Origin of the sequence: Bacillus sp. FSL W7-1034 (assembly GCF_038593365.1) — a bacterium.
Taxonomy (GTDB): Bacteria; Bacillota; Bacilli; order Bacillales; family Bacillaceae; genus Bacillus; species Bacillus altitudinis.
In genome coordinates, this window is record NZ_CP151989.1 from 3,536,891 (window position 1) to 3,550,068 (window position 13,178).

Below are 13,178 nucleotides of genomic sequence, written 5' to 3' on the forward strand. Positions count from 1 at the left end.
CTCCTTTCGAAAAAAAGGAAGTGGATGCGCCGAGATGAATGGCGCACCTCACTTAAAATAGATTCTTTATCTTGTACGAGTTTGATACTTTCTGACGAGCACGAATAGTGATCCGCCGAATAAAAGAATGTACACCCAAAGAAGTGAAGTATCTCCTGTTTTTGGGTTCAGCTGACCTGTCTCAGACTTGGTTTGGTCATCTGATGGCGTAAAGGTCATCTGCTCTGCACCCGTTTCCTCAGGGGCGAGATTCGCAAGCTGGCTTGGTTGAGAATCGTGATCATTCGGATTTTTCACAAAGCCGATGCTCTCATCGTCTCCGATCACCGTCGCAATTCCGCTTCCTTCACCAAGTGAAATGCCTTTCGTATCATAGACAAGTTTGACATCGTACTGCTCATGATAATTGGCAGCTGGAATGTCAATTTTCACGCGTGCTGCCTGATCACTGCTTACACTTTTTGCTTCATATTGAATCACTCGTGTATCTGCTGTTTGATCAGTCTTTGCAACTAGCGTCTCTTCAAATTTACCGCCGCTTCCTACTTGGAACGACGTGATGGCTGAGCTGTTCTTCACAGTGTATGAAACGAAATGGCGGCCATTTTTCACCACCAATGTCGCAGGGCTCACGACGTAATCGTTCATGCGAGAAAGCTCATCTTTGTCTGCTTTCTTCATTGAGAAAGGAAGCTTGTACACCCCGTCTTTTAGCTGAACTGTCTCTTGATTCGTTCCGCCGTTCGTTGTGTCTGGTGCTGGTTTATTTGGTTTTGGTGTTTCTGGTGTAGCCGGTGTTTCTTCCTCTATTTGACCGTCCTTCAGTGGAACGATACTTTTTGAATCAAATTGAAAACGAATATCATACGTTTGATCATAGTGAGCGGCTGCTACCACAATGTGTACTTTTCCGTTAACTGCTTTTTTCAGATCAGACACTTCAAATGAAACCACTCTTGTGTTCTTTGCTTGATCTGTGCTCACGTTTTTCACTTCTTGATAAGAACCGTTTTTCTCTATTTTCAAAGAATCAACTGACGTATGGTCCTTCACCGTAAAGGAAACGGTTTGCGTTCCATTTTTAACGGTTAACGATGCTGGATGTGAGAAGTATTGGCTCATTCGAGATGCCACATCCTCATCGCCCTTCAGCACACTGTAGTTGATACGATACACACCATCTTTTAATTGGTTCTGCGTCGAATCAACTGGTGTTGTGCCGTTTTGATCATCTGGCTTTGTTTCGCTGTCGCCTGGCGTCGTGCCGCTTTGATCATCCGGCTTTGTTTCGCTGTCACCTGGTGTCGTACCACTTTGATCATCTGGTGTTGTTTCACTGTCGCCTGGCGTCGTACCGTTTTGATCATCTGGTGTTGTTTCACTATCGTCTGGCTTCGCAGGCGTGACAAGTGTGAGACTGCTCTCGTCGAAAGCGATCTGTACGTCATACGCCTCATCATAAATAAAGCCGCCTAAGTCCCAGTAAATTTTGACCCAGCCATTTAATTTGGCTGATACATCGGCTACATCAAATTTGATCACACGCGTATTCGCTGTCTCATCTTCACTGACCGTTTCAGTGGTGACGAGAGAGCCATTTTGTTCGACCTTGAAATCTGTGATTTCTTTGCTTTGCTTCAGCGTCAAATAGGCAGTCGTCTTGCCATTTTCGATGACGAGCTTAGCTGGCTTTTCTGTATACGTATCCATCATGGATGCTTCAGTGCTGCCATTTTTTAAAATGGTGAATCCGGCCGTATATTCACCATCAACCAATGATGCCGCCTGAGCCGTTCCTTGAGGCAGCTGAAACGCAGTCAACAAACTGAATAAAACGAGCAGAATAGCTGTCTGTAGATGAAAAAGACGTTTCAAAAGATGACACTTCCTTCCGTTAATGCTTGATGATCCACTTTCTCGCTAAAAACCCGCCTGAACATAAGACAAGCACAAGGAGCCATCCCATCTGGCTTGTATCACCAGTTTGAGGATTTTCTTCTTGTTTTGTTTTGGTGGATGAATCAGTTGTTTTGGTTGTTTCCTTTGATGATTCTTGATGTTTTGCTGCACCTGCTGTTTCTTTTGAACTGTCAGAAGAAAGTGACTTGATGCTGCTTTCATCGAATTTCAGTTGGATGGTATAGTCATGATCATAATCAGCCGATTTGACTGTGACATGGATTTTTGACTTGATTGGTTTAGACAAACTCTGTGCTTGGAATTGAACAAGCCTTGTATTGGCTTTCTTATTCGTTGATAGAACCGTCGTATCGACATAGCCGCCATTTCCCGGCACTTTAAATTCCGTTACCCAGCTGCTGTTTTTAATGGTCATTTGCACAGTCAGCTTGCCATTTTTCACGATCACTTTTGCCGGCTTCAGCCAGTAATCATTTGCCATCGAAACGGCAGTTCCTTCGGCCTTCATCACAGTGTAATTGACGGAGTATGTACCATCATTTAATGAGGCAGCCTGTGCATTTGAAAAAGGCAGTATAAGTGCCAGAAGCAATGCAGCCATGAAGGCTGGCATCCTGATCCATTTTTTCATCAAATGAATTGCCTCCCTTTTTATTGAACAGTTGCTGCATCAAACTTGATGCGAATATCGTAATTGCCTGTATATCCAATGACCGGTACAGTCACACTCACTTTAGCTGGTACAACATCTGTCAGGCTGTTGACATTGAACTCTACCGTTCTCTTATTAGCAGCTGTGTTTGTACTGATCACCTTCGCATCTTTGTAGACACCTTGATCCAATGTTTTAAAGCTTGTAATCCAAGAGCTGTTCGTTAACGTGACTTGCGCTTTGATTTTTCCGTCCTTCACAACAAGCTTAGCTGGTTTTTCAAAATACGTATTTGCTGTTGACGTTGAATCACTGTCTGCTTTCCATACCACATATTGTGCTGAATATTGACCATCTGCTAAGCCTGCTGCTGAGGCAGAGCTAACCGGGGCTAGAGCAAACAATAGAACAAAGCTAAAGAATAATAAGACGTGTGATGCTGAACGAAGTGATTTCATATATATCCTCCTAAATGATATTGATAATTATTCTCAATAGACAATAAAAAAAATAACCTTTATCAGCGTATGAATCACACTCATAAATGATTATGATAATCATTATCAATAGAGACCAAAAAATAAATCTTTGCTTTTGACAAGTCAAAGATGTCTGTTGCTACATGATGTAGTGATACACGGTTTAGGTAATCTGTCCCATTCATGATACCATGGCATAACCTCCCCATTCCATTACAGGGAAAAGAACCCTCTTCTCCTTGATATTATATGATGAATGAAATTATTGTCAACATCATTTTTCATACTATTGACTTAGATTTCTGGAAAATCACAAAAAAAATCGATCAGGGACACTGATCGAAATCGATTAAGAAGGGACATGTTCACCCTTTTCACTATTTTTTCGCTCTAAAGACCAAGCATACATTTCCCGTATGACTGGTTCAATTTTCTTTCCTTGTTCTGTTAGTTCATATTCAATCCGCACGGGAATGTCGGGATATACTTTTTTCTCAACAAGGCCTTCAGCTTCTAAATCTTTCAGCCTTTCTGATAATAACCGTCCGCTGATGTTCATTTCATTTTCTAGCTGACAAAAACGTTTTGGCCCTGTCAAAAGCTGATTGATGATCAGAATCACCCACTTCTTCCCTAAAATCTCCATGGCATCTGTAATTGGGCAGCCATCTACTTGAGCCATACTTTACTCCCTCCTGCTTTTCTCTACTTTTTTTCATTATAACATAATTAATTACTTGAAATAAGTCACTAACTATTATATAGTTTAGTTACTAAAAGTAACAAGGTAATCATTTTATCAATTTTCAATAAACCATTGAACATGCAGATGCATATAACATGAAGGAGATGACCGAGCTTTGAATACAATAGAGCAGGTAAGATTAGGTGTAACAGAATTACATGTGTCCAGCTTTGAGCGTTCTTTGCCTTTTTATACAGACATTTTAGGTTTTACTTTATTAAAACAGACGGATTCTACTGTCACGCTTGGCAGCAACGCAAAGGAACCAATCCTTGTGCTGAAAGAAGATGTGCAGCTGAAAGAGAAGCCGGATCATGAGCCAGGACTTTATCATTTTGCGGTTTTATTACCTACCAGAAAAAACCTGGGCACATGGCTGGCGCATGTGCTCAAAAAAGGCTATCCTTTAATTGGAGCAAGCGATCACTTTTTCAGTGAAGCCATTTATTTAAGTGATCCAGATGGCATCGGCGTTGAGATTTATGCTGATCGTCCTCAGGACATATGGGTAGGTGAGCATGGAGAGCTGAAAGGTGGCGGAAATGCTCCGCTTGATGGAGATGGTCTCCTGCAAGAAGCCGCTGATTCCACCTGGGAAGGACTCCCGGCTGGTACAGTCATGGGACACTTGCATTTCCATCTCAACCCAGAAGAAGCCGATTCCTTTTATGTGAACACGCTCGGTTTTCATATCCGAATGGCTCCCCCAGCCAGCTTATTCGTTGCTGGTGGCGTCTATCATCACCACCTTGCCTTTAATGCATGGGGACGCGGGAGAAAAGGAGCCATTGATCCACGTTTTTCAGGAATTAGAAGCTATACACTGGTTTTCCCAAAAGAAGACGATAGAACATCCGTCGTCGAACGTCTGACAAAAGCAGGCGTTCACATGAACACGACAGGAAAAAGTAACGAATTTATTGATCCATTTGGCGTTCTCGTTCGTTTACAGATTGAAGAAACAGACAAAAAAGAAGGTGCAGAATATGGACAAACACACAGAGGTTAAAACAGCCATTTTAAAAGATAAAATCAAACGAGTACAGCAAGAAGACGGATTTATATATATCACTGGACCTATTAAACTGCCAGTGAATTTAGACGGTAGAACGGTCATGTTTAACTGGTATTCATGGTTAAAAGATGACGGGAAAGAACCATTATCAGATGAAGCTTTAATCGAAAGCCTTTCCTCCCGTGAGCTTGCAGATCACCAGCAATCAAGTGTCCTTGTTTACGGAGATTTCGAACATGCTGATGAAGCGCTGATCCGCATGCATTCCATCTGCCACACCGGCGATATTTTCGGAAGCAAACGCTGCGATTGCGGGTTCCAATTGAAACAGTCTATGCGGATGATTGAGGACAATGGAGCAGGCGCACTGTTTTATTTAGCCAACCATGAAGGACGCGGGATCGGTCTTTTCAGTAAAGCCATGGCCTACATCTTGCAAGAAAACGGCTACGATACAGTAGAAGCAAACGAAGCACTAGGCTTTGAAGATGATACACGTCAATATGAAGAAGCGATTGCTGTTCTTCAAACGTTGCGTACAAAGCCAGTCAGACTTATTACCAATAATCCGAAAAAGACCGATGCTATCAGTCATGCAGGCCTTTCTCTTTCTGGACGGATTCCTCTTTGGGGTGATGTCTCTGAGTTCAATGAAAAATACTTGCAGACAAAAATTAACCGCTCAGGCCATATGAAGGCGGATCAAGAGGTGCGTACGATTGCCACATCATGAGCGATATATGAAACTAGCCCTTGAAAATGCCGAAGCAATGAAAGGTCAGACATCTCCCAATCCGCTCGTCGGGGCTGTGATTGTGCGAGAAAATGAAATTGTTGGGGTCGGGGCGCATATGAAGGCCGGCGAACCACATGCAGAAATCCATGCGCTCAAAATGGCTGGAGATAAGGCAAAAGGTGCCACGATCTATGTGACACTAGAGCCTTGTTCCCATCATGGCCGCACAGGCCCATGCGCTGAAGCACTTGTGAAAGCTGGCGTCGAAACTGTTGTCGTGGCGGCACTTGATCCGAATCCGCTGGTCGCTGGCCGCGGGATTGCCATTTTACAAGACGCTGGCATACAAGTTATCACGGGCGTACTTGAACAGGAATCCATTCTGATGAATGAAGTATTTAATCACTTTATTACGAAAAAAACACCTTTCGTGACGCTCAAAGCGGGCATTACGTTAGACGGAAAAATTGCATCTGCTACGTCTGACAGCAAGTGGATTACATCAGAGACGTCCCGTTATGATGCACATCACATTCGCAGTATCAACGATGCCATCTTGGTCGGTGCGCAAACCGTCATTCACGACGATCCTTCATTAACAGCACGGATTCCAAACGGTCATCATCCAATTCGAATTGTCTTAGACTCTAAGCTGTCTATCCCGCTGACAGCAAAGGTGGTCACAGATCAAATGGCGCCAACATGGATCTTTACAACAAAACAAGCCAATGAAGAAAAACGAGCCGCTTTAGAAGCAGCTGGCGTCAGCGTCATCATGACGGATAGCGATATCCGAGTGCCCTTACAAGAAGTACTTCAAGTGCTTGGAGAAAGAAATATCTCCTCCCTGATGATTGAAGGCGGCGGACAAATCAATGCCTCATTTTTAGAACAGCAGCTTGTCGATAAACTCGTCATCTACATGGCGCCCAAGCTCATTGGCGGTCGACTCTCTCCTTCTTTTTTCGGAGGCGAAGGCATACGCCTCATGAGTGATGCAATTGAACTGGATCAACTCTCTCTTGAACCACTCGGAAAAGATATAAAGATAACGGGTTATCCTGTTTATCAATAAACAACAAAGCTTGTAGATTGAGTCTGCAAGCTTTTTTCTCATCATTGAATTTGAGGTGATTAAATTGAACATCAAAGGAATAAACCATTTATTATTTTCTGTTTCTGATTTAGAGACATCTATTGATTTTTACACAAAGGTCTTTAATGCCAAATTGTTAACAAAGGGCAGAACGACAGCTTACTTCGATTTGAACGGCCTGTGGCTTGCCCTCAATGTAGAAAAAGACATTCCTCGTCAAGACATCCATCACTCTTACACACACATCGCTTTTTCTATTGATGAGGAGGATGTAGATCCAATGTATAACAAACTAAAAGATTTGAACGTCAACATCTTACCAAGCCGGCCAAGAGACGAAAGAGATCAGAAGTCGATTTATTTCACAGACCCTGATGGACATAAATTTGAATTTCATACAGGAACCTTGAAAGATCGATTGGATTATTACAAACTAGAGAAAACGCATATAGAGTTTTATGAATGAAACGCAAAGAAAAACAGAGAAGAAACAACAAGGTGCTATTCGTCATTAAATAGGAAAGATGGTAAAATATACATAGAAAAAGCACACGGTAGTCAGCCGAGTGCCCAAATTAAATTTCTTTTCAGTTGTATGGTGAACGTTCAAGAAATTCACCTTGAAGCTCTCGTGCTTCAGTTTGAAAACTAGTTCAACTTAGTCCGAGTTGAACAAAAAACTTGTGCAACAATATGTTACCATAAGTAACAATTTGTTACCATAGTTAAGCTTATTTTTTAATCTCACTTATTCATTTCAAATGCAGAATTTTCATTATTTCAAATAAATTATACAGCTTTTTGTTATGCAATGAATCAAATAAACTGAACAACACTCAAAATAACTTTCAAGTATAATAACCTGTACTTTTCTTCTAAGCCCTCCTACTTTCTATTGGCAACTGTAAGACCTTATTTAATTAAATAAAAAAGAATCAGTATATAAAAAACTGATTCCTTCTGCATACATTTATCTCAAACAAATCGTATTTAATCCACGAAACGTGTCGTAAAATGTTTCATGTGAAACATCTGTGATCTAATATTGATCAATTTCCCTCTATCAGCCTGCCAAAGCTTTCGGGTGAAAGTCCCGGTGAAATGCGCAGGCGGTGTAAGGACATCATGCCTTGTTCCTTTTTCGCATGTCCTGGTTCAGTGGTCACAGCCATTTCATATCCTGCTTCCTTCGCCAGCTTCAGTGTGTCTTCGTTATAGCGACCGACCGGATAGCTGACCATGATCGTTTGTTGAGAAAAACGCTGGTCAAAGAATACCTTCGATCCTTTTAATTCTTCTTCCTGCTGCTTCTGTGTTAAACGATTGAGTTCTAAATGATGAATGGTATGACTCTCTATTGAAATACCATTCGCCATCATATCATCCATTTGAGCATCGGTTAAATGATGCGGACGGCCAATGGACTGCTCGATCATAAAAATCGTGGCTTTCATTCCATATTCTTTTAAAATCGGAAATGCCTTTGTGTAGTTATCCGTGTATCCATCGTCAAATGTGATAAGAACATACTTTTCACTTGGTGTCGAATTGGTCGCGAGAACTTGATATGCCTCTTTCGGCGACAGCGTGACATAGCCGTTGTCTTTCAGCCATTTCATATGAGCCGCAAATTCGCTTTTTGGCACACGTAACGAATTACCGCTGGAAATACTGTGATACATCAAGATTGGAAGCGTAACGGGTTCCTTTTGCTGAATCCAGTTTTGTTTGTCTATCTCTGCCGCTTCAATTTGCTGCGTTTCTGTTGTTTCTTTCGTTTGTACTTGACCCTTTACCTCTTTGATGGCTTGCTGGTTTCCTTCTGTTTGCTGTTTCGTACCCATACAGCCCGAAATGAGCAGCATGACTAAACCAACTGCAAGCCACATACATGTTTTTTTCATTCACCAATCCTGCTTTCTCTTTATCTACCGAATGATTATAACAGAAATTGGTTAATAACTGATATCTATTTTGACAGGGTATTCATTTTTTTACACATTTCGATCATTTCAATGGCAAGCAGATGGATGGTCTCTGTTGTGAGCATTTGGTCTTCTGCATGTATGAGCAGTAAAGAAAAGGGAAGCTGTTCCCCTGCCGCCTCTTTTTGTATCAGCGACAAGTGCAGGTCATGGATGCTTCGAAACGCTTCCTCCCCTTTTTCAATCAACTGCTGTGCTGCTTCAAAGTCATCCGCTCTTGCTAGACGAATGGCTTCTACATAATGGCTTCGTGCCTCACCTGCATGGGCAATGATTTGAAAGGCTGCTCCCTGCATTTCCTCTAATACCGTCATCTGCTTCTCCTCCGATTGCTCAAGATTCATTTGCTAGTTTCAGAGCATGTTCTAGAATTTTTTCTCCATTCGCTGTTCCATATAATCTTACATTTACCACATCGACAGGTATATGATAAGGTGCCGCTGTTTTTTCTGCTGCCTTTCTCATAAAGCTAACTTGCGGTCCTAGCAAAATGACCTTTACATCGTCCCCATGCTCTTCTAATTCGTCCGCAATGGCCCCTTCAGGTATCGCATAAATTTCATAATCCAGCCCTTTTCCTTCTGCGGCTGCCTTCATTTTAGATACCACAATCGACGTCGACATTCCTGCTGCACAAGCGAGAATGATTCGCTTCATATCCCATCACTCCTATTGATAAATGACATCTGGTTCATCCCTTAATTTCCTCGTTTGGATTAATGTTTTGAACCAGTACCCTGACGCTTTCATCTGACGATTCCGTTCATTCTCCAGCTGGATCTCTACTAATCCGTAGCGATTCTTGAATGCATTCATCGGTGAGACATTATCCGTAAAAGCCCAGAGCATATATCCCTTGCAGTTTGAACCTTCTTTTTTCGCTTGGAGGGCTTTTTTCAAATGCTGGCTGATAAATGAAATTCGGTACTGATCATCAATGATGCCGTCTTCGTTTTTAAACCGCTCTTCCTGCTCGACCCCCATACCGTTTTCAGCCACAAACCACTCGATATTGCCGTATTCTTCTTTTATTCTCATGCCCATATCATAGACGATATTCGGATAGATTTCCCAGCCTCTGAATGGATTCATTTTTCTCCCTGGGAGCTCAAATAGATCGTAATAATAAGATGGATGAAACGGTGTGTTTTCGTTCCAAGCCTTGCTAGGTGCCTTAACGCGATGCGGATAGTATAAATTAAGACCGACCACATCGACTGTATGATCTTTAATGAGCTGAAGCTCTTCTTCCGTTGCATCGAAAAGAATGTCATGCTTTTTCAACACATCAAGCAGTTCTTCTGGATACTCGCCTTTAATGGAGGGATCTAAGAACACTCGATTAAAAAACAAATCATACATGCGGGCCGCTTCTTGATCATGCGGAGCAGTCGATCTCGCATACGTCACTTCTGGATTGAGAATGACCCCGATTTTTGCACGGGCTGATTCCTTCAAGCCCATTTCCTGAAAAAGCTTCACCACTTTTGCTGTCGCCAAGGCTTTATGATAGTTCCACTGCATCCATTTCTTCGTATTTTGCTCGAAAGGATAACGAATAGCATCTAGATACACACGAGTCTGAACAACAATTGGTTCATTAAAGGTAAACCAATGTTTGACCCGGTCTCCATAGCGTTCAAACACCTTTTCTGCATACAGAACAAACAGCTCGACAACATGTTTAGATGACCAACCGCCGTACTTTTCAAGCAAAACAGCAGGAAGCTCATAATGCTCTAAGCAAAACATCGGCTCTACACCTGCTTCAAGTAATTCATTGATGAAATCATCAATATAACGAGCATAGGTCTCATCTACAATTCCATTCTCGTAATCTATGAGAAACCTCGACCAATTGATCGATGTCCGGTAATGAGATAACCCAATTTCCTTCATAAGGGCTACATCTTCAGGATAGCGCTCGTAAAAATTCGTTGCTCCTGCTGGTCCGTATCCTTCGTGCCATACGTGATACCCCTCCTTATACCAAAGGTCTATATACGAATCCTGATGCGGTTTCTTCCCTTTCCAACCCTCCGTCTGCCAAGCAGAAGCCGCAGCACCTAGAATAAAGTCATTGGGTATGTCGATTTTGTTCATGTTGCCACCTGACCTTTCTTCGTGTGAATTTGAAGTCCTTCCCACATCCCTTGTAAATACATAGCTCCAAGTGCTCGGTCGTATAATCCATAGCCAGGTCTGCCCGTCTCACCAAAGATCATTCGTCCATGATCTGGCCGGACATAGCCAGCAAATCCTTCCTTAAACAATGCGTTCACAATCGCTCCCATATCGAGGCTGCCTGCTGACGACAGGTGTGCCGACTCTTCAAAATCACCGTTTTCATACAAATTGACATTGCGTAAATGAGCAAAGTGTATACGCCCTTTTTTGGCATACTTTCTCGCAAGTGAAGGAACATCATTTTTCGCATTACAGCCTAGGGAACCGGAACAAAAGGTCAGTCCATGCTGTGAGCGTTCATCGAGCTGAAGGATACGATCTATTTGTTCTTCACAACTGACAATGCGGGGCAGACCAAATATGTTCCAAGGAGGGTCATCTGGATGCAGTGCCATGTTCATGTTCTCTTCCGCTGCAACTGGAAGGATATTTCCCAAGAAATAGTCTAGGTTCTCAAACAACCCTTCCGCCCCCAATGCCCTGTATGCAGCCATCAACTTTCTCATTTCTTCCTGCGTATAAGACGTATCCCATCCTGGTAAGGAAAATCGATCTTTTTCTATATCCATCTGTTCAAGCTGATGCTGAAAATAAACAAGGGTCGTCGATTGATCAGCTAGTGGGAAATCGAGCTGTGTTCGTGTCCAATCAAGGACTGGCATGAAGTTATAACAAATGACCTTCACACCATGCCTTGCTAATCTGCGGATATTTTCTTGATAATGCTCGATATAAACATCCCGGCTAGGCTTTCCCAGCTTAATATCTTCATGGATCGGGAGACTTTCTACGACTTCAAAAGCAAGATCGTGACGTTCGATTTCCGCTTTTAAATGAGCAATACTTTCCTCCGGCCACAGATCACCAGCCGGCACATCATAGACGGCACTGACAATCCCTTTCATGCCGGGAATTTGCCGAATATATGAAAGGGAGACAGGATCTTCTTTGCCATACCATCTAAATTGCATGTTCATTCATGAGCCCTCCTTCTATTCTGAATCAGGTGCTGCTTCTGGCTTCCGGTTGGATAAGAGAACAAAAGGTAAATAGATGAAAACAGCGACAACAATACAGATGAGCTGTGTGATGACAGCCCCCATACTGCCAGCGGTAGACAGCCAAGCATTCACAATCGGAGGTGTCGTCCACGGCACCATCACCACCGCTTTCCCGGCAAAACCTGTAGCGGTTGCGATATAACCAATCGTACCTGTCACGAGTGGTGTAACGATAAACGGAATCGCCATCACAGGGTTCAACATGACAGGTAATCCGAAAATAACTGGTTCATTGATGTTAAACAGTCCAGGGCCTGATGAAAGCTTGGCAATGCTCCGCATCTCTTCCCTTCTACCCGCTATAAAAATGGCGATCAACAGACCAATCGTCACACCCGAACCACCAATGCTCATATACACATCCCAAAATGGCATCGTGATAATATTTGGAATCTCTTTGCCCTCTTGAAATGCTGTCATATTCACTGCAATTGATCCTAATAACAGCGGCTCGCGAATCGGTTTAATCATTTGGTTGCCATGAATACCGATCACCCAAAAAAATTGAGCCACAAACATTAACGTTAAAATACCAGGCAGTCCCTGCACAACACTTTCAAGCGGACGCTGCACGACGTTATACACCGCTTCATGCAAATAAATGCCTGTCAAACGGTGAAACGCAAACCCGAATGAACTAATGATCGTAATCGTAATAATTGATGGGAAAAGTGAAGAAAAGGACGTCGCCACATTTGATGGAACAGAATCTGGCATCTTAATTTGCAGCCACTTCACCTCGGTAAGCTTACAAAAAATCTCTACAGAGACGATGGCAATGATCATACCCAAAAATAAGCTTTTTGGATCGGAGAATTGCCTCGCCAGCACATCAACAACCTCACGCATCGATCCATCGACTTCAAGAAGAAGTGTCGTCGGAATAACGGATATAAATGAAATCAATGCCATTAATCCTGGGAATAACGATTTATGTCCATTGATTTTCCCGAGCTCAATCCCGATGAGGAACACAGCCCCGATCGTTAAAAAGTTCAGCGTGGCATAATTGATTGCCTTCATAATTGGCTGAAGCTCTGCTAAAAACCTGAATATCTCAAAATGGGCAAGCCCCGTTTCTGGGCTCATGATCATATTTGCGACCAGTACAGCAAAAGCCCCTGTAATGATGATTGGCATTAATGTGACAAATGCTTGCTTAATTGCCATAATATATTTCTGATTTGTAATACGATAAACGACATGTCCCATGACGTCGGCCGCTCTCTCTTTAAAGCTCATGATCCGTCTCCCCCTTTACAAAAACTCGTGATCATCCTCCTTTTTGATGTTATTTTAAAA

The 13,178-nt window shown here is 42.6% G+C and carries 14 protein-coding genes; 4 read left to right on the top strand and 10 right to left on the bottom strand.

What is annotated here, in order from left to right; translation table 11 throughout:
* Nucleotides 1-66: 66 nt before the first annotated feature.
* From NST73_RS18255 to NST73_RS18270, 4 genes are all read right to left on the bottom strand, one after another.
* The gene (locus NST73_RS18255; RefSeq protein ID WP_342499265.1) at nt 67-1,875 is read right to left on the bottom strand and encodes an NEAT domain-containing protein; all 1,809 of its coding nucleotides are present in this window, start codon (nt 1,873-1,875) and stop codon (nt 67-69) included.
* A 19-nt stretch (nt 1,876-1,894) separates the two neighbouring features.
* Nucleotides 1,895-2,551: a heme uptake protein IsdC gene (gene isdC, locus NST73_RS18260; RefSeq protein WP_110487238.1), complete on the bottom strand. Its 657-nt coding sequence runs from the start codon at nt 2,549-2,551 to the stop codon at nt 1,895-1,897.
* 20 nt (nt 2,552-2,571) lie between these two features.
* Nucleotides 2,572-3,030 (bottom strand): NEAT domain-containing protein, encoded by a 459-nt coding sequence (locus NST73_RS18265; RefSeq protein WP_182488991.1) that lies wholly within the window; start codon nt 3,028-3,030, stop codon nt 2,572-2,574.
* A gap of 370 nt (nt 3,031-3,400) precedes the next feature.
* Nucleotides 3,401-3,733 carry a helix-turn-helix domain-containing protein gene (locus NST73_RS18270; protein WP_007497926.1) on the bottom strand — a complete coding sequence of 111 codons (333 nt, stop codon included), beginning with the start codon at nt 3,731-3,733 and terminating at the stop codon, nt 3,401-3,403.
* Between the two features lie 178 nt (nt 3,734-3,911).
* Between NST73_RS18270 and NST73_RS18275 the strand changes: the two genes are divergently transcribed.
* The 4 genes from NST73_RS18275 to fosM all read left to right on the top strand — a co-directional run bounded on the left by NST73_RS18275 (nt 3,912) and on the right by fosM (nt 7,109).
* Nucleotides 3,912-4,805, top strand: a complete 894-nt coding sequence (locus NST73_RS18275) for a VOC family protein (protein WP_342499266.1) — start codon at nt 3,912-3,914, stop codon at nt 4,803-4,805.
* Nucleotides 4,783-5,544 (top strand): GTP cyclohydrolase II, encoded by a 762-nt coding sequence (locus tag NST73_RS18280; RefSeq protein WP_008345606.1) that lies wholly within the window; start codon nt 4,783-4,785, stop codon nt 5,542-5,544. The genes NST73_RS18275 and NST73_RS18280 overlap by 23 nt, the downstream gene beginning before the upstream one ends.
* Nucleotides 5,531-6,622: a bifunctional diaminohydroxyphosphoribosylaminopyrimidine deaminase/5-amino-6-(5-phosphoribosylamino)uracil reductase RibD gene (ribD, locus tag NST73_RS18285; RefSeq protein WP_342499267.1), complete on the top strand. Its 1,092-nt coding sequence runs from the start codon at nt 5,531-5,533 to the stop codon at nt 6,620-6,622. The genes NST73_RS18280 and ribD overlap by 14 nt, the downstream gene beginning before the upstream one ends.
* Nucleotides 6,623-6,686: 64 nt before the next feature.
* Nucleotides 6,687-7,109 carry a FosM family fosfomycin resistance protein gene (gene fosM, locus NST73_RS18290; protein WP_047946573.1) on the top strand — a complete coding sequence of 141 codons (423 nt, stop codon included), beginning with the start codon at nt 6,687-6,689 and terminating at the stop codon, nt 7,107-7,109.
* A 583-nt stretch (nt 7,110-7,692) separates the two neighbouring features.
* On the opposite strand, the gene NST73_RS18295 is transcribed toward fosM, so the two are convergent.
* The 6 genes from NST73_RS18295 to NST73_RS18320 form a co-directional block, all read right to left on the bottom strand.
* Nucleotides 7,693-8,547 carry a polysaccharide deacetylase family protein gene (locus NST73_RS18295; protein ID WP_342499268.1) on the bottom strand — a complete coding sequence of 285 codons (855 nt, stop codon included), beginning with the start codon at nt 8,545-8,547 and terminating at the stop codon, nt 7,693-7,695.
* A gap of 65 nt (nt 8,548-8,612) precedes the next feature.
* The gene (locus NST73_RS18300) at nt 8,613-8,942 is read right to left on the bottom strand and encodes a PTS lactose/cellobiose transporter subunit IIA (RefSeq protein WP_008345614.1); all 330 of its coding nucleotides are present in this window, start codon (nt 8,940-8,942) and stop codon (nt 8,613-8,615) included.
* Between the two features lie 19 nt (nt 8,943-8,961).
* Complete coding sequence (locus tag NST73_RS18305) at nt 8,962-9,285, bottom strand: PTS sugar transporter subunit IIB (RefSeq protein ID WP_008345616.1); 324 nt, start codon at nt 9,283-9,285, stop codon at nt 8,962-8,964.
* Nucleotides 9,286-9,297: 12 nt separating this feature from the next.
* Nucleotides 9,298-10,731 carry a glycoside hydrolase family 1 protein gene (locus NST73_RS18310; RefSeq protein ID WP_024719531.1) on the bottom strand — a complete coding sequence of 478 codons (1,434 nt, stop codon included), beginning with the start codon at nt 10,729-10,731 and terminating at the stop codon, nt 9,298-9,300.
* Nucleotides 10,728-11,792, bottom strand: coding sequence for a mannonate dehydratase (gene uxuA, locus NST73_RS18315; RefSeq protein ID WP_251185135.1), 1,065 nt, complete (start codon nt 11,790-11,792; stop codon nt 10,728-10,730). The genes NST73_RS18310 and uxuA overlap by 4 nt, the downstream gene beginning before the upstream one ends.
* Before the next feature lie 15 nt (nt 11,793-11,807).
* Complete coding sequence (locus NST73_RS18320; RefSeq protein WP_342499269.1) at nt 11,808-13,118, bottom strand: PTS transporter subunit EIIC; 1,311 nt, start codon at nt 13,116-13,118, stop codon at nt 11,808-11,810.
* Nucleotides 13,119-13,178 lie beyond the last annotated feature (60 nt).

What these genes read in the sequence shown, in the direction of transcription:
- isdC (WP_110487238.1), bottom strand. Translation starts at nt 2,551, where the DNA reads ATGAAAAAATGGATCAGGATGCCAGCCTTCATGGCTGCATTGCTTCTG.
- NST73_RS18265 (WP_182488991.1), bottom strand. Translation starts at nt 3,030, where the DNA reads ATGAAATCACTTCGTTCAGCATCACACGTCTTATTATTCTTTAGCTTT.
- NST73_RS18270 (WP_007497926.1), bottom strand. Translation starts at nt 3,733, where the DNA reads ATGGCTCAAGTAGATGGCTGCCCAATTACAGATGCCATGGAGATTTTA.
- NST73_RS18280 (WP_008345606.1), top strand. Translation starts at nt 4,783, where the DNA reads ATGGACAAACACACAGAGGTTAAAACAGCCATTTTAAAAGATAAAATC.
- NST73_RS18295 (WP_342499268.1), bottom strand. Translation starts at nt 8,547, where the DNA reads ATGAAAAAAACATGTATGTGGCTTGCAGTTGGTTTAGTCATGCTGCTC.
- NST73_RS18300 (WP_008345614.1), bottom strand. Translation starts at nt 8,942, where the DNA reads ATGACGGTATTAGAGGAAATGCAGGGAGCAGCCTTTCAAATCATTGCC.
- NST73_RS18305 (WP_008345616.1), bottom strand. Translation starts at nt 9,285, where the DNA reads ATGAAGCGAATCATTCTCGCTTGTGCAGCAGGAATGTCGACGTCGATT.
- NST73_RS18310 (WP_024719531.1), bottom strand. Translation starts at nt 10,731, where the DNA reads ATGAACAAAATCGACATACCCAATGACTTTATTCTAGGTGCTGCGGCT.
- uxuA (WP_251185135.1), bottom strand. Translation starts at nt 11,792, where the DNA reads ATGAACATGCAATTTAGATGGTATGGCAAAGAAGATCCTGTCTCCCTT.
- NST73_RS18320 (WP_342499269.1), bottom strand. Translation starts at nt 13,118, where the DNA reads ATGAGCTTTAAAGAGAGAGCGGCCGACGTCATGGGACATGTCGTTTAT.